The following is a 16,096-nucleotide window of genomic DNA, read 5'->3' as shown; positions in this document are numbered from 1 at the left end:
TCTAGCCTTGACGCCCATGACGAGAATTGCGGTGATCGGTGGCGGGCGCATCGGGGAGGCGTTGGTCGCCGGGTTGCTGGAGTCCGGGCGGCTGACCAAGGATTTGGTCGTCGTGGAGACGCATCGGGAACGGGCCCATCAGCTCGCCGACCGCTTCGGCGTCCGGGTCACCGACGACCTCGCCGATGCCGCGGTCGGCGCGGATCTGCTGGTGATCGCGGTGAAACCGGGCGATGTGGACGCCGTGCTCGCGCCGCTGGGCAAGGCGGAGATCGGCAGCGACCGCGATCAGGTGCTGGTGTCGCTTGCGGCCGGTGTGCCGACCGCGCGACTGGAGGGCAAAATGCCCGCCGGGTTCCCCGTGGTGCGGGTGATGGCGAATACGCCGATGCTGGTGGGGCAGGGGATGAGCGTCATCGCGCCGGGGCGCTATGCGCGCGAGCAGCATCTGGAACTGGTGACCGAGGTGCTCGGCGCGGTCGGCAAGGTGGTCACCGTGGCGGAGAGCCAGATGGATGCCGTCACCGCGGTGTCCGGATCCGGGCCCGCCTACTTCTTCCTGGTCGTCGAGGCCTTGGTGGACGCGGGCGTCGGGCTCGGGCTCACCAGGGATGTGGCCACCCAGCTCGTCGTGCAGACCATGGTCGGCTCGGCCGCCCTGCTGGACAGTTCCACCCAGACCGCGGCGGAATTGCGCGCCGCGGTGACCTCGCCCGCGGGCACCACCGCGGCCGCGATCCGCGAACTCGAGCGCGGAGGACTACGCTCGGCATTCTGGGAAGCCCTCTTCGCATCGAAGGAACGGTCGGTCGAACAGGGCGCATCAGCGGAGTGACCGGTCTGTCCAAAATCGGAAAACCCGATTTCTCACACCCGTCGCAGTAACACCACTGGTCCCGCTAAGCTTCAAGGAGCACGTGCGTGTCTGTTCCGCCGGTGGGGAAGCCGGCGGCGCGGACGTGCCGGAGGTCAATGGTGCAATGATGTCTGCGAACAAGATGTCTGCGAATTCCGGAGCGTCCGGCGGCTCCGGTCCCGCAGCAGGTCGGGGGAATTCCCGCGCACAGCGTGAGGCCGCGACGCAGGGGCAACCTGTACTCGGCGGCGGCACCCAGTTTCTCACCGTCGCCGAAGTGGCGAGTCTGATGCGGGTGTCCAAGATGACGGTCTACCGGCTCGTGCACTCGGGCGAGTTGCCCGCCGTGCGCGTCGGACGATCGTTCCGGGTGCACGCCAAGGCGGTGCACGACTATCTGGAAACGTCCTATTTCGACGCCGGATGAGGCGGTTTCGGTCCCGCTAGGGCGTGACGGTACGATAGCTCCTCGGTTCGTGTTCGCCCGCCGGTGGCATCGTTGTTCGTTGCCCCGTGGTATCCGGCGGCGCGAACACGGGGCGTGAGGCTTGCCGAGTGACCCCGGCCCGTCGGCCGGGGCGCGGGCAGACGGGCGTCCGGCAATCGCGCACGGGCAGCGTGCGTGCCGAGTAGAGAGAACGCGAGGACAACCCTATGGGTTCTGTGATCAAGAAGCGCCGCAAGCGCATGTCGAAGAAGAAGCACCGCAAGCTGCTTCGCCGCACGCGTGTTCAGCGGCGCAAACTCGGCAAGTAGGCATCGCTGCGTGGTAGCTGCGCGAGCCCGTCACCAATAGGTGACGGGCTCTTTTATTTGAAACTTGAAATTTTGGAATCACAATTTGTATCACGTGACTGAAGTCATCGTTAGATCCTGGTTAATACTCTCGGTGCACGGGTAGGTACCCGCTACGCTGGGCACTGGGAATAATCACAAGGGCGGCTGGCAATGGAAAGCGGGTGCCGGTGAGTTCTGAGGGTCGGGAAGTGTACGCGCCGAAGGTCGTGCTGGTCACCGGGGCCAGCCGGTTCTTCGGCGGCACGGTCGTCGCCCGCCTCGCCCAGCAACCCGCGATCGAGCGGATCCTCGCCGTCGACACGATGACGCCGAGCCGAGAGTTGCAGCGGCGCATGGGCCGCGCGGAATTCGTGCGGGCGGACATTCGAAATCCGTTGATCCGTAAGGTGATCGATGGTGGCGAGGTGGATACCGTGGTGCACACCGCGCTGCTGACGCGCCCGCCTGCGGGCGGCGGTCGCGCGGTGATGAAGGATTACAACGTCCTCGGCGCGATGCAGCTGTTCGCGGTGTGCCAGAAGGTGGCTTCGGTGCGCCGGGTGGTGCTGCGCTCCTCGTCGGCGGTTTACGGTTGCAGCGCCAAGGATCCCGCGAAATTCACCGAGGAAATGAGCGCGCGCACACCGCCGCGTGGTGGGTTCGCGCGGGACATGATCGATATAGAGGGTTATGTTCGCGGGCTGGCCAGGCGGCGCCCCGATATCGCCACGTCAATTCTGCGATTCGCCCCCATCGTGGGCCCGCGGCTGGCCGCCCGCGGCGCGCAATATCTGCGTTCGCCGGTGACCCCTACCGTATTCGGCCGGGACGCCAGAATGCAGCTGCTGCACGAGGAGGACGCGGTGGCCGCGTTGACCCACGCGGCGCGCGGCGCGGCAGGTGGCACGTACAACATCGCGGGCGACGGCGCGCTGTCGCTGTCGCAGGCGGTCCGCCGGGCGGGCCGGATCGAGTTGCCCGTTCCCTTCACGGTGTTCCGCACCGCGGGTCGCCTGCTCATGGGCCCGGTGCTGCGGGAGTTCTCCGCCGAACAGCTCGACTATTTCCACTTCGGTTGTGGCCTGGACACCACGCGCATGCGCACCGAATTCGGGTTCGTGCCGCGCTGGACGACGGTGCAGGCATTCGACGACTTCATCGGGGGCGCAGCGTTGCGGCCCGTGGTCGATCCAGCGTGGATCGACGCCGCAGAACACAAACTGCTCGGCCTGCTCGGGGCCGGTACGGGAGCACACCAATGAATGACGTAGCGAAAGTCATCCGACTCCACGACCTCCAGATCGAGGCGCGTCAGCGGCCCGCGCCACGCAGGCTGGCCGCGCAGAGTCCGGTGACATCGCTGGTGGAGCGGCGCGCGGCGGTCGCGCCCGCCGCGCCCCAGTCGCTGTCGGGCATGCTGCGCGGCGCGCTCGGCAAGCAGATCTCCAAGACCGCGGATTTCGCGCGCCGCAGGCTCACCGGCGACTACCAGGTCGACGAGTTCGGTTTCGACGAGCATCTGCTCGAGTCGGTCATCCTGCCCGCCCTGCGTCCGCTGTCGGATGTGTGGTTCCGGGTGGAGGTCAGCGGTATGGAGAATCTCCCGGAAGCGGGCGGCGCGCTGATCGTGGCCAACCACGCGGGCACCGTGCCGATCGACGGTCTGATGCTGCAGCTGGCCGTGCACGATCGGCATCCCAAGCAGCGCGCGTTGCGCTTGCTGGCGGCCGACCTGATCTTCGAGACGCCCGTGCTCGGGGTGCTGGCTCGCCGGGCGGGTCACACGCTGGCCTGCCGGGAGGACGCCGAACGGCTGCTGCGCTCCGGCGAGCTGACCGGCGTGTTCCCCGAAGGGTTCAAGGGCGTCGGCAAGCAGTACACCGATCGCTACAAGCTGCAGCGCTTCGGTCGCGGCGGCTTCGTCGCCGCCGCGGTGCGCACCGGCGTGCCGATCATCCCGTGCTCCATCGTCGGCTCCGAGGAGATCTATCCCAAGCTGGCCGACCTCAAGCCGCTGGCCCGGCTCCTGGGTCTCCCGTATTTCCCCGTGACGCCGCTTTTCCCGCACCTGGGCCCGCTGGGCGCGGTGCCGCTGCCGTCGAAGTGGTACATCGAATTCGGCGCCCCCATCCCGACCGCGCCGTACGAGCCCGAGGCCGCCGACGACCCGATGACCATGTTCGAGGTCACCGACCAGGTGCGCGAGACCATCCAGCAGACGCTCTACAAACTGCTCACCAAGCGCCGCAACGTTTTCACGGGGTAGCGGGGATCGCTAGTGACCGTCGCGGCGGCGGGTTACCGCCGCTGCTACGGCACCGCCCGCTGCGCCGAGGGCCAGGGCGGTGGGTACGCCGATCTTCGCTGCCTTTCGGCCGGTTCGGAAGTCGCGGATCTCCCAGCCGCGGTTCTTGGCGACCTCGCGTAGATCCGAGTCCGGGTTGATCGCGACGGCGGTGCCGACCAGCGAGAGCATCGGCACATCGTTGTGGCTGTCGGAGTACGCGGTGCACCGCTTGAGGTTCAAGCCCTCGCGGATCGCCAGGGTGCGCACCGCGTGCGCTTTGCCGAGTCCGTGCAGGATGTCGCCCACCAGGCGTCCGGTGAACTTCCCGTCGACACTCTCGGCCACGGTGCCCAGCGCTCCGGTGAGCCCGAGCCGCTTCGCGATCACCTGCGCCAGCTCCACCGGGGTCGCGGTCACCAGCCACACCTGCTGGCCCGCGTCCAGGTGCATCTGCGCGAGCGCGCGGGTGCCGGGCCAGATCTTGTCGGCGATGATCTCGTCGTAGATCTCCTCGCCCAGCGCGGCCAGTTCGGCGGTCGAGCGCCCGGCGATGAACGCCAGCGCCTTCTCCTTGCCGCTGGCCATGTCGGTGCTGCTCTCCTTGCCGGTGACCCGGAACTTCACCTGTTTCCAGGCGACATCCACCAGATCGGAGGTCTTGAAGTACTTGCGCGCCGCTAGGCCACGGGCGAAATGCACGATCGAGGCGCCTTGCACCATGGTGTTGTCGACGTCGAAGAACGCCGCCGCGGTCAAGTCGCGCGGCGCCTCGGGACCGGCGGGCTCCACCTCGCCCGCGGCGAGCTCGGCGTCGTGCAGGGTCAGCGCCGCGTCCGCGCTCGCCTCACCGGCCAGATTGGCCCGCAATTCCTCTTCACTCGGGCCGAAGGGGCTGCGCGAGATGCGGGCGAGCTGGTCCTGCAGACCCTGGCCCATCTGGCTCAGATTCCACCGCGCCGGAAACTCACCGAATCGTCCCGCGATGAATCCGGCCCTCGCCACCTTCGATCGTTCCGGCACCAGTACCTCCGCCCGTCGCGCGAACCATGTCAACAGTAGCCGGATCGGCCGACAGTCACGGCAGAAGGCGGCGCGCGACACAATCGCGTGGCGCGCACCGAGCCCGCATGGCGTTCCGGCCGCTGATTGAATTCCGGTCATGACCAATCACACACATTCGGTGACATTGCTGACTCGCGCGGGCTGTGGACTGTGTGCGACGGCACTGGAACAGCTGCGCGTGATCTGCGCCGAATTCGGTTTCGAACCGGGAACCGTCGACGTCGACGAAGCCGCCGCTACCGACCCTGGCCTGCGCGCGGAGTACGGCGACCGGCTTCCCGTCGTCCTGCTCGACGGCCGCGAACACAGCTATTTCGATGTGGACGAGACCCGATTGCGGGCCGACCTGGAGCGCTGAGCGCGCCGTTTTCCGTCCGATTCGGCCACTGTGCTGGTCGCGGCGGAAAATGAGGCCAATTTCACCGACTTTGTGCAGGGCTTCACAAGCAGTTACGGTGGTGGCAACGCGACCCGCATGCCGAGGCTGCGGAGCCGCCCCGAAATCCGAAACTTCGACACCATGGCACCGGACCGCCCCCGGGTCAGAAGGGTCGAGCGACGAACCGGAGCCCCGAGGCCCGGGACGAGGAGCCGACGACGTGACAGAGCAGCATGAGGCGCCAGGCGGCGTCTCCGGCAGGGCTCTGCAGAAGGACATCCCGCAGGCCACCGTCGCGCGGCTGGCTACCTATCTTCGGGTCCTCGCCATGTTGGCCGACGACGGTGTTGCCATCGTATCGAGTGAGGAACTGGCTGTCGCGGCGGGTGTCAATTCGGCCAAATTGCGCAAGGATCTATCCTTCCTCGGCCCCAACGGCGTTCGCGGCGTCGGCTACGACGTGGCCAAGCTCCGCTCCCGGATCGAGGATGTGCTCGGTCTGTCCCAGGGCCACCGTGTCGTGCTGGTCGGCGCGGGAAACCTGGGCCGGGCACTGGTGGGCTACGGCGGGTTTCAGCGGCGCGGTTTCACCGTGGTCGGCATTCTCGACAGCGACCCCGCGGTGATCGGCATGCCGGTCGCCGGACTGGTGGTGCGCGACGTCGCGGAGCTGGCCGCGGCGGTCGCCGAGCTGGAGCCGACCATCGCGGTGATCACCGTTCCCGACGACGCGGCCCAGGACGTGTGCGATCGGCTCGTCGCGTTCGGACTGCAGTCGATTCTGAGTTTCGCCCCCTGCGAGCTGGTCGCACCGGCCACGGTCGAGGTCCGCCGCGTCGACCTGGCCGTCGAGATGCAGATGCTGTCGTTCGAACGGGTGCGCAACGCGGAGCAGGCTCCGCTGCCGGAGGTCGTGCACGCCGGGTCGGGTCGCATCGCGCACCGCCTGCCGACTTCGCATCCGGCACTCCAGCACTCGGCAACCCCGCATACGGCAACCTCGCATACGGCAACGGAGCCAAGCAGCAAGGGATCGGTGGTCACACCATGAGTGAGCGCAGCGAGCGAATCATGCAGTACCGCACGGCGGAGGATTCCGTTCGTGCCGGGACGGTGACGGCATGAGCGTTCTCCTCGTCGGCATCTCGCACCGCAGCGCGCCGGTTCCCGTGCTGGAGAAGGTGGCCGTCACCGACACCGACCGGCCGAAGCTGATCGACCGTCTGATCTCCTCCAGCCGAGTGTCCGAGGCGATGATCGTCTCCACTTGCAACCGGGTCGAGGTCTACGCGGTGGTCGACGCCTTCCACGGCGGTCTCGCCGAGATCGGCGATCTACTGACCAAGCACTCCGGCCTGCCGATGCCGGATCTGACCAAGCACGCCTACGTCCGCTACTCCGAGGCCGCCGCCGAGCATCTGTTCGCGGTCGCCAGTGGCCTGGACTCGATGGTGGTCGGCGAGCAGCAGGTGCTCAGCCAGATTCGCGGGGCCTACGCCTCCGCCGACGCGCAGCGCGCGGTCGGGCGGACCCTGCACGAGCTGGCGCAGCACGCGCTGCGGGTCGGCAAGCGGGTGCACGCCGAAACCGGCATCGACCGCGCGGGCGCGTCGGTGGTGTCGGTCGCGCTCGATCGCGCGCAGCAGGTGCTCGGCCCCCTGGCCGGCCGGACCGCCGCGGTGGTCGGAGCGGGGGCCATGGGCGGTCTCGCGGTCGCGCATCTCTCCCGAGCCGGGATCGGCCGGATCATCGTGGTGAACCGCACCATCGCGCGGGCGCGCAGGCTCGCCGAGACCGCGCGGACGCACGGCGTCGAGGCGGAGGCCATGGAGCTGTCGCGGCTCACCGAGGCCATGTCCGCGACCGACGTGGTGGTCACCTGCACCGGCGCGGTCGGCGCGGTCGTGACGCTCGCCGACACCCACCGCGCGCTCACCGACCGCGAGCGCGGCGAGGAATTCGCCACGGTGGACCGGCCGTTGGTGTTCTGCGATCTCGGCCTGCCGCGCGATGTGGAGCACGCCGTGGCCGGGCTGCCCGGCGTCACGCTCATCGACATCGAGACCTTGCAGCGCGATCCGGCCGCGGGCGCCGCCGCCGACGACACGGCGGCCGCCCGATCGATCGTCGCCGACGAGCTCGCGAAGTATCTCGCCGGACAGCGGATGGCCGAGGTCACCCCGACGGTGGCGGCGCTGCGCCAGCGTGCGGCGGAGGTGGTCGAGGCCGAACTGCTGCGTCTGGATTCGCGGCTGCCCGGCCTCGCAGACCCGGAACGCGACGAGGTCGCCCGCACGGTGCGCCGGGTGGTCGACAAACTGCTGCACGCGCCGACGGTGCGGGTCAAGCAGCTCGCCTCCACGCCGGGCGGCGACAGCTACGCCGAGGCGCTGCGCGAATTGTTCGAACTGAAGCCGGGCGCGGCCCAGGCGGTCGCCGCGCCGATGGAGATCACCGCGCTCGCGGACGACCGCGCCGAGATCACATTGGCCGACGGGGAGATCGCGCTGGCCGACGACTTCACCGCGGGCCATCGCGGCGAGGAACAGGGGCAGACGGCATGACCATGGTTCACCGAGAAGGCAACGCCACCGCGGAAGGCACTCGTGCCCCGTGGCGGATCGGCACCCGCGGGAGCCTGCTCGCGCTGACCCAGGCGGGCACGGTGCGCGACGCGCTGATCGCGGCCGGGCAGCCCGCCGAGCTGGTCGTCATCAAGACCGCCGGTGACCTGTCGTCGGACCCGGTGCAGAAGATCGGCGTCGGCGTGTTCACCTCCGCGCTACGCGACGAGCTGGCGGCGGGCGCGATCGACATCGCCGTGCACTCCTACAAGGACTTGCCGACCGCGCAGGACCCGCGCTTCACCATCGCCGCCATCCCGCCCAGGGAGGACCCGCGTGACGCGCTGGTCGCGCGCGACGGACTCGTCCTCGGCGAGCTGCCCGCGGGCGCCAAGGTCGGCACCTCCGCGCCGCGTCGCGCCGCTCAGTTGCGGGCGCTCGGGCTCGGTCTGGACATCGTCCCGCTGCGCGGCAACCTGGACACCCGGCTGCGCAAGGTCCGCGAGGGCGAGTTGGACGCCGTGGTGGTGGCCAGAGCCGGACTGGCCCGCATCGATCGGCTGGACGCGGTCACCGAGTCGCTGGAGCCGGTGCAGATGCTCTCCGCTCCCGCGCAGGGCGCGCTCGCGGTCGAATGCCGCAGCGACCACACCGCGCTGGTGGAGATCCTTTCCGGCCTCGACGACGCGGCCACCCGCGCGTCGGTCGCCGCCGAGCGGTCGCTGCTGGCCGAACTCGAGGCGGGCTGCACCGCACCGATCGGTGCGCTCGCCGAGGTGGTCGAATCGCTCGACGACGAGGGGCGGATCGTGGACGAGCTGTCGCTGCGCGCGTGCGCGGCGGCCGTCGACGGATCCGACGTGCTGCGCGCGTCGGTGGTCGGCGCCCCGGACGACGCCGCCGAGCTCGGCCGCGCGCTTGCCCGCGAGTTGCTCGACATGGGTGCGCGCGAGTTGCTCGCCACCGAACCGGACGACGGTTCCCCCACCCGGGCGGTGAGTTCGCCCGCCACAGACTTGCCCAACCCCAGCCCAATGGAGAACAGCCGATGAGCGGAAGCATAGGCACCGTGCCTTCGGGTATGCCGGAGCCGAGCGCAAGCGAGGTGCAGGCATGAGCCGAGCCACGAAGAAGCACCCCGGTCGCATTCTTTTCGTCGGATCGGGTCCGGGTGACCCGGCGCTGCTCACGGTGCGGGCCCGTGAGGTCATCGGGCGGGCGACGCTGGCGTTCACCGACCCGGACGTCGACAAGGGTGTGCTCGCCCTGATCGGCACCTCGGTCGAGCCGGGGCCCGACGGCGAACGTCCCGTCGACGTGCGGCCCGCGCTCGGCGAGCCGGCCGAGGTGGCCAAGACGCTCATCGCCGAAGCGCGTGCCGGGCACGACGTGGTGCGCGTGGTCGCGGGCGACCCGCTGACCACCGATTCGGTGATCGCCGAGGTCAACGCCGTCACCCGCTCGCACATGGTCTTCGAGGTGCTGCCCGGCCTGCCCAATGGCTCCGCGGTGCCCAGCTACGCCGGCATCGCGCTCGGTTCCGGGCACACCGAGGCGGACGTGCGCGGCGAGGTCGACTGGGCCGCGCTCGCGGCCGCGCCCGGCCCGCTGGTCCTGCACGCGACCTCGGGTCATCTCGCGGAGACCGCGAGCGCCCTGGTCGAGCACGGCATGGCACCGCAGACCCCGGTCGCGGTGACGGTACGGGGCACCACCCGTCAGCAGCGCACCATCGAGGCCACTCTGGCCACGCTGAACAGCGCCGCCTCCGAACTGGTCGGCCCGCTGGTGGTGACCATCGGCAAGGTGGTCGCGCAACGCTCGAAGATGTCCTGGTGGGAGTCGCGCGCGCTGTACGGCTGGACCGTGCTGGTGCCGCGCACCAAGGATCAGGCCGCGGAGATGAGCGAACGGCTCGTCACGCACGGCGCCATCCCGATGGAGGTGCCGACCATCGCGGTCGAGCCGCCGCGCAGCCCCGCCCAGATGGAGCGCGCGGTCAAGGGTTTGGTCGACGGTCGCTACCAGTGGGTGGTGTTCACGTCCACCAACGCGGTCCGCGCGGTGTGGGAGAAGTTCGCCGAATTCGGTCTGGACGCGCGGGCGTTCTCCGGTGTGAAGATCGCCTGCGTGGGGGAGGCCACCGCCGACAAGGTGCGGTCGTTCGGCATCAACCCCGAGCTGGTGCCCAGCGGCGAGCAGTCCTCCGAGGGTCTGCTGGCCGACTTCCCGCCTTACGACGACGTGTTCGACCCGGTGAACCGGGTGCTGCTGCCGCGCGCCGACATCGCAACCGAGACGCTGGCCGAGGGCCTGCGCGATCGCGGCTGGGAGATCGACGACGTCACGGCCTACCGCACGGTGCGCGCTTCGCCGCCGCCCGCGGAGACTCGCGAGATGATCAAGACCGGCGGTTTCGACGCGGTCCTGTTCACCTCGTCCTCCACGGTGCGCAACCTGGTCGGCATCGCGGGCAAGCCGCACGCCCGCACCATCGTGGCCTGCATCGGCCCCAAGACCGCCGAAACCGCCATCGAATTCGGTCTGCGCGTGGACGTGCAGCCCGACGTGGCCCAGGTCGGTCCTCTGGTCGAAGCGCTGGCCGAGCACGCGGCCCGGCTGCGCGCCGAAGGACTCCTGCCGCCGCCGCGCAAGAAGAGCCGCCGCAGTAGGTAATGGGATCGGACTCAGTACCGCCTGCGCATCAAGGTGCGGACCATGGAGCAGGTGGCGTCGGAGGGCGGGCGGATGCCGATCACCTCCGCGGTGTGCCTGAGTCGCTTGTTGGTGGCGTAACTCGGTGCGTAGACGCCGGAGTCGAGCAGTGCGATCGCCAGGCGCATCGCCTTGAGCCGCCGGTTGTGCAGGACGTACCACGCCCTGGGGCGGCCCGGAGGCAGCGGGCGCTTCTGCAAAGGGGTGTAGGGGTGATCGATGAGAACGGTTCGTGGTGTGCGCATTGGCATCCCTCCCGTGGCGATCGGGGGCGGGCGAGCCCCCTCGAACGTACCTTCGATTGTACCCGGGGGGACCGACAAACTTGGCTGGCCAGAAGGGTTTTCGAGCGTCCAGCGGCTCACAGATCGTGCAACAGTCGCATCGACTGCGGATGGCCCAGCGCGGCCGCGTGTTCCAGCCACTGCCTGGCTTCCCGCTGCGCCGGGGTGCGGCCGGTCGCGATGGCGGCGGCGGTCCGCAGCACCTCGGGGTCGGCGAAATCGCCCGCGAGGTAGGGGGTGTTGGCAGCGCGCAGCAACAGCGCGAGGTGGAACATCGAGTCCGGGTCGCCCGCTTCGGCGCCCTTGCGCAACCACCGCTCACCCTCGATCGGCTCGCCGCGGTCCAGATGCAAGGCGCCCAGCACGGCCATCGCATCGGTCCTTCCCCGCCGCGCGGCCTCGGTGAGCAGGTCGATGGCGCGGTCGAATTCGCCGCGGCGCGCCAAGCGCAAGCCGAGACTGCGCATGGCCGTAGGATTTCCGGCGCGGACGGCTCGTTCGTACCACTGCTCGGCCTCTTCGTCGCGTCCACGCCGGTTGGCGATGACGCCCATATTGCAGAGGGCTTCCGGCAACCCGCGCTCGGCGGCCGGCCGTAGCCAGCGCTCCGCCTCATCGATATTCCCGCGCTCGGTGTGCAGCAGACCCAGCTGCATGCCCGCCGCCTCGTTGCCGCGGGCGGCGGCGGTCTCCAGCCAGTGGATCCCCTCGCCGATCCGCCCGTCGGCCCCCAGCAGCGTGCCGAGCATGCCCATCGCCGGCGCACTGCCACCCGCGGCGGCCCGGCGCAGCCAGTGTTCGGCGCCCGCCGCGTCGCCCGCGTGCCACAGCGCTTCGGCACGCCGTTGCATGGCGACCAACTCGACCTCGCTCGGCGGCTCGGTCATCTAACAGCCCGTCTCGCGGAACACCACGCCGTCCATCATGGCGCCTGTTCCATCGGGACGCGGTACCCGTTCGCGTGCGCGTACGCGGTCAGCTGCGCGTCGTAGTTGCGGAGGCTGTCCAGTAGCCAGGTGTGTCCGGTGTCCTTGACGACCACGATCGGCCCCCGGCTGCCCGGCGGAAGCGTGGGTACCGAGCCGTCGAGGTACCAGGATGTGGTCGACCACGGGAAGATGAAGGCCCAGCCGATGTCGGCGACCCGCTGCGGCGGTCCGAGCTGTAAGGGATCGGCCGGGGTGGCATGCCGTGCGCTGTGCTGGGCCAGTAGATGCCGTGCGCTGTTGCGGGCCACGCGCACGTCCAGCGGCCCCGAAGTGGTGTCCGGAAACCGGAGACTGGTCTCAGCTCCTGCGCACAGTTGCCGGCCCGCCGCCTCCGTCACCTGGCACGGCCTGCTCTGCAGGCGGAGGAAGACGCAGCGGGCGGTGTCGGAGAAGCGCAACTGGACGATGGCGTCCTCGGTGCCGCCGGCCAGGTGCGTCCCCCGGCTGCGTATCCACTCGGGCTCGTCGGGCCGGATGCCGAGCATCCGGAAGGCGACGTGCGCGCCCGGCATCACCTCGGGCGCGGCCGATTGTCGTGCGACGAACTCCACGGCGAAGTTCTGCCCGGTGGCGTCGGTGGCACGCCAGACCCGCAGCATGAACGCGGGCGGAGGCAATCCGTCGGTGAGCACGGGCCACCAGTCGGCCAGCAACACCGCCGCCCACGACTCGAAGTCGGCGGCTCTGGCCAGCGAGATGTCGATGTGCGGATCGGCCATGCTTGTCCCCCAGCGGGTCTCGCCTAGTCGGAGTATGCGCCTTCGTCAGGGGGTAATGTGTGATTTCGCACACTGTTATCACTCGGATGACATGAGTGATCGCCGGGGTAACGCGCGGCAGCTGTCCCAGAGGGTCGGGCCCGGCGCCGCGGAGCGGGCCACGGGCGCTCGCGACAGCGGATCGCGCCGGGCGTATCGTGCGATTCATGACCGGAATGGACCGCCCACGGCGGTTGCGCCGTACTCCCGCTCTGCGCCGTCTCGTGGCCGAAACCACACTCGAACCACGGCAATTGGTGCTGCCGATGTTCGTGGCCGACGGCTTGGCGGAGCCGCGTCCGATCGGCTCCATGCCGGGCGTGATGCAGCACTCGCTCGACTCGCTGCGCAAGGCGGCGGTCGAGGCGGTCACGGCGGGTGTCGGCGGCATCATGCTGTTCGGCGTGCCGCGTCCGGAGGACAAGGACGCGGTCGGCAGCGCGGCCAGCGATCCGCGCGGCATCCTCAACCGCGGCCTGCGCGCCCTCGCCGACGAGGTGGGCGACTCGACCGTGGTCATGGCCGACACCTGCCTGGACGAGTTCACCGATCACGGGCACTGCGGTGTGCTCGCGGCCGACGGCGCGGTCGACAACGACGCGACGCTGGACCGCTACGTCGAGATGGCGCTCGCCCAGGCCGAGGCGGGCGCCGACCTGCTCGGCACCAGCGGCATGATGGACGGTCAGGTCGGCGCGATCCGGCGCGGTCTGGACGCGGCCGGGCGCATCGATACCGGCATCCTGGCCTACTCCGCCAAATACGCTTCGGCGTTCTACGGACCGTTCCGGGAAGCGGTCGCTTCCTCACTGGAAGGCGACCGGCGCACCTACCAGCAGAACCCGGCAAATCGGCGCGAGGCGATCCGTGAGCTGGAACTGGACCTGGCCGAGGGCGCGGACATAGTCATGGTCAAGCCGGCCATGTCATATCTGGACATTCTGCGCGAGGTCGCCGATCGCTCGACGGTGCCGGTCGCCGCCTACCAGATCTCCGGCGAGTACGCGATGATCACCGCCGCCGCCGAGCGCGGCTGGATCGACCGCCGCGGCGCCGTCCTCGAGTCGCTGCTGAGCATTCGCCGGGCCGGCGCGGACTTCGTGCTCACCTACTGGGCGACCGAGGCCGCGAACTGGCTGTCGTGACGAATATGGCGGGACCGTTCGCCGCGGGCTCGGCCCGGCCCCCGATGCCGGAGGACGTCGGTACCGCGCGGCAGCTGTGGTGGGGTGTGGTCGGATTCGGCATGGTGCAGTTGATCGCCTCGATCGTCGCTGCCCTGGATCAGCGGCGCACGTTCGCCGAACAGGTCTTCGAGCAGGCGAGGATGCAGGATCCGCAGGTCACGATGGCAAGCGCCGAGCTGATGGTGTCGCTGGTCTACGTGGTCGTGGTGCTGATCGGGCTCGGTCTGTCCGCGCTCGCGCTGGTGATCGTGCACCAGTTCGGGCGTGGCAAACCGTGGGCGCGCACCGTGCTGACGGTCCTCGGCGCCTGGTCCGTGGTGATCGGCGTCGGCGCGTTGCTGGCCATCGACGCGGTGACCGGGACGGCCTCGCTCGTTGCGGGCGGTGCTTCCATCGTGCAGGGCGTGCTCGCGGTCGGCGCCATCTATCTGTCCCACCGGCCCGAAGCCACCGCCTACTTCCAGCCGGGCAGGCGTTGAGGCTCTGAATGGAACAGGTTTCCAATTTGTCCGAGACAGTCCGGCATGTATGGTGAGGGTTGTCACAGTGGACGTGGGAACCGGTAGTCGTCTGCCGTTCGTTGGCGCTTTTTACGCGCGGGAACTCGGCAAATGGCTCCGGAGGATCGGAGGCATCGATGCGAGTGGTGATCCAGCAGCCGCACAGCATTCGGCGGGATCTGGCCGTCTTGAGTCTGCTGATTCTGTTCGCCGTGCTGACCGTCGCCGTGCTGTTGCTGCCCGGCCTGAGTCGCTGATTTCGTTCTCCGCCTTGGTCCACGCTGCCGTGGGGGCTCCGGCGTGACCGCCGAAGCCGTCTTGTTCACCGAGCCGGGCGCCCGCTGGCGCGCCGTGGCCTACGGGCCGATCCTGTGCCTGGCCGTTCTCGTCCTGGAACTCGTCACCGGTGGTGACGTGCACTGGTTCGCCCTGCTGTTCTGTGCCGCGCTGATCGCCGGTTTCGTCGCACTGCAAGTGATCGCGGGCAAACGGCACGTCGGCGTCGAACTCACCGCGGAGACGCTGCGTTCGGGCACCGAGTCGCTCCCGCTGAGCTCGATCGCGGAGGTCCTGCCGGAACGGGACGAGAACTCCTGGGACGACGAAGAGTGGGAGTCGGCCAAGGCGCTCGGTGAGCTGACCGGCGTGCCGCGCCGCCGCACCGGCATCGGGCTGCGGCTGGCCGACGGCAGCCTGGTGCAGGCCTGGGCCAGAGACCACAAGGCGCTGCGCACGGCGTTGACCGAGGCCGTCCAACGCAGTTCGGACGGAGTGGACCGATGAGGCGCTGGCTGGTCGCGGTGCTGGTGGAAGTGGATCTGTTCGTGCTCGCGCTGATCGGGGCGGCGTTGAGCGCACGCGCGGGTGTACGCACTACCGATTTTCCGCCGTCCGGCGACGCCCCGGGTTTCACCGCGATCCGCTATGCCGCGCCTTGGTGGCTATTGGCCACGCTGCTCGTCGCGGTGGCCGGTGTGCTCGCCATCGACGCCGTGGCCCGGCTCGCGCGTGGACTGCGTGGCGCCGGAGCCGTGCGCTGATCGACGCGAATTCGTCTGCGGTCGTTTCATGCTGCGCGCAGCGGGAACGCCGATCACATGAAACCAACTGTCCAGCGAGCACTTTTCGGTGCGGTGGCGGCCGGTGTGATCGGCGCGGCCGCGGCCGTACCAGCCACAGCGTCCGCCGAAACCGTTCCGCAAGAGCCTGTTCGGGTGACACCCGCCTTCGCGGCCACGCCGCCGGCACCGCTGCTGCACGCGCTGCCGGCGCCGTTGGCGTGCCTGGTGACGACCGGCTTCGCCGCGTTCTGTCTGGGCATCGCGTAGCCACCGATTGCCTGCTAGCCGCTGCGGACCGCGCGCCGTCGGGTTACCGTGCTACCGCTCCCGGTTCGGCGCCCGACGCCCGCCGACCGTGCGCTTTGGTTGGAATGGCCCTGGGGCCGTTAGTATTTCGGCCGTATTTGGTCCGTGCGTCGATGAAGGAAAGTGTTCGATGAACCGGTTCGCCGTGAAGATTTGTGCCGCGTTTGCCGTGGCTGCCGCCCTCGGATTCGGAGCCGCGCCCGCAGGCGCGACCCCGGGACTGCCACTGGAGGACGCGAACCCGGTCGATGCGCCGATCCTGGTGCCGGATTCCGGATCCGCGGGCCCTTACAACGGGTTCATGTGCTTCCTGCACACGATGTCGGCGCAGGTCCCCTGCATGTACGCCTGACGGCGGCGGCCCGGCGCCC

The 16,096-nt window shown here is 69.5% G+C and carries 19 protein-coding genes; 15 read left to right on the top strand and 4 right to left on the bottom strand.

Annotated features, from left to right (window positions below):
* The first annotated feature begins 16 nt into the window (after positions 1-16).
* The 5 genes from proC (at position 17) to ACWEO7_RS03190 (ending at position 3,899) form a co-directional block, all read left to right on the top strand.
* The gene (gene proC / locus ACWEO7_RS03210; RefSeq protein WP_452420352.1) at positions 17-835 is read left to right on the top strand and encodes a pyrroline-5-carboxylate reductase; all 819 of its coding nucleotides are present in this window, start codon (positions 17-19) and stop codon (positions 833-835) included.
* A 163-nt stretch (positions 836-998) separates the two neighbouring features.
* Complete coding sequence (locus ACWEO7_RS03205) at positions 999-1,283, top strand: helix-turn-helix domain-containing protein (protein ID WP_356962590.1); 285 nt, start codon at positions 999-1,001, stop codon at positions 1,281-1,283.
* A 227-nt stretch (positions 1,284-1,510) separates the two neighbouring features.
* The gene (locus ACWEO7_RS03200; RefSeq protein WP_003402602.1) at positions 1,511-1,612 is read left to right on the top strand and encodes a 30S ribosomal protein bS22; all 102 of its coding nucleotides are present in this window, start codon (positions 1,511-1,513) and stop codon (positions 1,610-1,612) included.
* A gap of 209 nt (positions 1,613-1,821) precedes the next feature.
* Positions 1,822-2,895 carry an NAD-dependent epimerase/dehydratase family protein gene (locus ACWEO7_RS03195; protein ID WP_355071925.1) on the top strand — a complete coding sequence of 358 codons (1,074 nt, stop codon included), beginning with the start codon at positions 1,822-1,824 and terminating at the stop codon, positions 2,893-2,895.
* Positions 2,892-3,899, top strand: a complete 1,008-nt coding sequence (locus ACWEO7_RS03190) for a lysophospholipid acyltransferase family protein (RefSeq protein WP_452420350.1) — start codon at positions 2,892-2,894, stop codon at positions 3,897-3,899. Before ACWEO7_RS03195 ends, ACWEO7_RS03190 begins: the two co-directional genes overlap by 4 nt.
* Before the next feature lie 9 nt (positions 3,900-3,908).
* Here the strand turns inward: ACWEO7_RS03190 and ACWEO7_RS03185 are convergent, their stop codons facing one another.
* Positions 3,909-4,856, bottom strand: coding sequence for an HAD family hydrolase (locus ACWEO7_RS03185; protein WP_452420636.1), 948 nt, complete (start codon positions 4,854-4,856; stop codon positions 3,909-3,911).
* A 223-nt stretch (positions 4,857-5,079) separates the two neighbouring features.
* Between ACWEO7_RS03185 and ACWEO7_RS03180 the strand changes: the two genes are divergently transcribed.
* The 5 genes from ACWEO7_RS03180 to ACWEO7_RS03160 all read left to right on the top strand — a co-directional run bounded on the left by ACWEO7_RS03180 (position 5,080) and on the right by ACWEO7_RS03160 (position 10,601).
* On the top strand, positions 5,080-5,340 hold the full coding sequence (locus ACWEO7_RS03180) for a glutaredoxin family protein (RefSeq protein WP_450017629.1): 261 nt from the start codon (positions 5,080-5,082) through the stop codon (positions 5,338-5,340).
* A gap of 241 nt (positions 5,341-5,581) precedes the next feature.
* Positions 5,582-6,412, top strand: a complete 831-nt coding sequence (locus ACWEO7_RS03175) for a redox-sensing transcriptional repressor Rex (protein ID WP_452420348.1) — start codon at positions 5,582-5,584, stop codon at positions 6,410-6,412.
* A gap of 70 nt (positions 6,413-6,482) precedes the next feature.
* Complete coding sequence (locus ACWEO7_RS03170) at positions 6,483-7,925, top strand: glutamyl-tRNA reductase (RefSeq protein ID WP_452420346.1); 1,443 nt, start codon at positions 6,483-6,485, stop codon at positions 7,923-7,925.
* The gene (gene hemC / locus ACWEO7_RS03165; RefSeq protein WP_452420344.1) at positions 7,922-8,977 is read left to right on the top strand and encodes a hydroxymethylbilane synthase; all 1,056 of its coding nucleotides are present in this window, start codon (positions 7,922-7,924) and stop codon (positions 8,975-8,977) included. Before ACWEO7_RS03170 ends, hemC begins: the two co-directional genes overlap by 4 nt.
* 61 nt (positions 8,978-9,038) lie before the next feature.
* A complete protein-coding gene (locus ACWEO7_RS03160; protein ID WP_452420342.1) occupies positions 9,039-10,601 on the top strand; it encodes a uroporphyrinogen-III synthase in 1,563 nt (520 codons plus the stop codon).
* A gap of 11 nt (positions 10,602-10,612) precedes the next feature.
* On the opposite strand, the gene ACWEO7_RS03155 is transcribed toward ACWEO7_RS03160, so the two are convergent.
* From ACWEO7_RS03155 to ACWEO7_RS03145, 3 genes are all read right to left on the bottom strand, one after another.
* The gene (locus tag ACWEO7_RS03155) at positions 10,613-10,885 is read right to left on the bottom strand and encodes a hypothetical protein (protein ID WP_452420340.1); all 273 of its coding nucleotides are present in this window, start codon (positions 10,883-10,885) and stop codon (positions 10,613-10,615) included.
* Between the two features lie 116 nt (positions 10,886-11,001).
* Positions 11,002-11,811, bottom strand: a complete 810-nt coding sequence (locus ACWEO7_RS03150) for a tetratricopeptide repeat protein (protein WP_452420338.1) — start codon at positions 11,809-11,811, stop codon at positions 11,002-11,004.
* A gap of 35 nt (positions 11,812-11,846) precedes the next feature.
* Positions 11,847-12,632 carry a hypothetical protein gene (locus ACWEO7_RS03145; RefSeq protein ID WP_452420336.1) on the bottom strand — a complete coding sequence of 262 codons (786 nt, stop codon included), beginning with the start codon at positions 12,630-12,632 and terminating at the stop codon, positions 11,847-11,849.
* Positions 12,633-12,838: 206 nt separating this feature from the next.
* Here ACWEO7_RS03145 and hemB point away from each other — a divergent pair, with 206 nt between their 5' ends.
* From hemB to ACWEO7_RS03120, 5 genes are all read left to right on the top strand, one after another.
* A complete protein-coding gene (hemB, locus tag ACWEO7_RS03140; protein ID WP_452420335.1) occupies positions 12,839-13,816 on the top strand; it encodes a porphobilinogen synthase in 978 nt (325 codons plus the stop codon).
* A gap of 5 nt (positions 13,817-13,821) precedes the next feature.
* A complete protein-coding gene (locus ACWEO7_RS03135; protein WP_452420333.1) occupies positions 13,822-14,337 on the top strand; it encodes a hypothetical protein in 516 nt (171 codons plus the stop codon).
* A 321-nt stretch (positions 14,338-14,658) separates the two neighbouring features.
* A complete protein-coding gene (locus tag ACWEO7_RS03130; protein WP_452420331.1) occupies positions 14,659-15,141 on the top strand; it encodes a hypothetical protein in 483 nt (160 codons plus the stop codon).
* The gene (locus ACWEO7_RS03125) at positions 15,138-15,398 is read left to right on the top strand and encodes a hypothetical protein (protein ID WP_452420329.1); all 261 of its coding nucleotides are present in this window, start codon (positions 15,138-15,140) and stop codon (positions 15,396-15,398) included. The genes ACWEO7_RS03130 and ACWEO7_RS03125 overlap by 4 nt, the downstream gene beginning before the upstream one ends.
* Before the next feature lie 457 nt (positions 15,399-15,855).
* Positions 15,856-16,077 carry a hypothetical protein gene (locus ACWEO7_RS03120; protein ID WP_450017652.1) on the top strand — a complete coding sequence of 74 codons (222 nt, stop codon included), beginning with the start codon at positions 15,856-15,858 and terminating at the stop codon, positions 16,075-16,077.
* Positions 16,078-16,096 lie beyond the last annotated feature (19 nt).

The sequence above is a fragment of the Nocardia sp. NPDC004260 genome, from assembly GCF_053603155.1.
Note: the sequence above shows the minus strand (reverse complement) of the source record. Positions and strands in the feature narration are given on the sequence as shown.

Bases quoted from the DNA above. Each gene is read 5' to 3' on its own strand.
- ACWEO7_RS03155 (WP_452420340.1), bottom strand. From the start codon at position 10,885: ATGCGCACACCACGAACCGTTCTCATCGATCACCCCTACACCCCTTTG.
- ACWEO7_RS03185 (WP_452420636.1), bottom strand. From the start codon at position 4,856: ATGGGCCAGGGTCTGCAGGACCAGCTCGCCCGCATCTCGCGCAGCCCC.
- ACWEO7_RS03180 (WP_450017629.1), top strand. From the start codon at position 5,080: ATGACCAATCACACACATTCGGTGACATTGCTGACTCGCGCGGGCTGT.
- ACWEO7_RS03190 (WP_452420350.1), top strand. From the start codon at position 2,892: ATGAATGACGTAGCGAAAGTCATCCGACTCCACGACCTCCAGATCGAG.
- ACWEO7_RS03200 (WP_003402602.1), top strand. From the start codon at position 1,511: ATGGGTTCTGTGATCAAGAAGCGCCGCAAGCGCATGTCGAAGAAGAAG.
- ACWEO7_RS03170 (WP_452420346.1), top strand. From the start codon at position 6,483: ATGAGCGTTCTCCTCGTCGGCATCTCGCACCGCAGCGCGCCGGTTCCC.
- hemB (WP_452420335.1), top strand. From the start codon at position 12,839: ATGACCGGAATGGACCGCCCACGGCGGTTGCGCCGTACTCCCGCTCTG.
- ACWEO7_RS03135 (WP_452420333.1), top strand. From the start codon at position 13,822: ATGGCGGGACCGTTCGCCGCGGGCTCGGCCCGGCCCCCGATGCCGGAG.
- ACWEO7_RS03160 (WP_452420342.1), top strand. From the start codon at position 9,039: ATGAGCCGAGCCACGAAGAAGCACCCCGGTCGCATTCTTTTCGTCGGA.
- ACWEO7_RS03125 (WP_452420329.1), top strand. From the start codon at position 15,138: ATGAGGCGCTGGCTGGTCGCGGTGCTGGTGGAAGTGGATCTGTTCGTG.
- ACWEO7_RS03145 (WP_452420336.1), bottom strand. From the start codon at position 12,632: ATGGCCGATCCGCACATCGACATCTCGCTGGCCAGAGCCGCCGACTTC.
- hemC (WP_452420344.1), top strand. From the start codon at position 7,922: ATGACCATGGTTCACCGAGAAGGCAACGCCACCGCGGAAGGCACTCGT.
- ACWEO7_RS03150 (WP_452420338.1), bottom strand. From the start codon at position 11,811: ATGACCGAGCCGCCGAGCGAGGTCGAGTTGGTCGCCATGCAACGGCGT.
- ACWEO7_RS03205 (WP_356962590.1), top strand. From the start codon at position 999: ATGTCTGCGAATTCCGGAGCGTCCGGCGGCTCCGGTCCCGCAGCAGGT.
- ACWEO7_RS03120 (WP_450017652.1), top strand. From the start codon at position 15,856: ATGAACCGGTTCGCCGTGAAGATTTGTGCCGCGTTTGCCGTGGCTGCC.
- proC (WP_452420352.1), top strand. From the start codon at position 17: ATGACGAGAATTGCGGTGATCGGTGGCGGGCGCATCGGGGAGGCGTTG.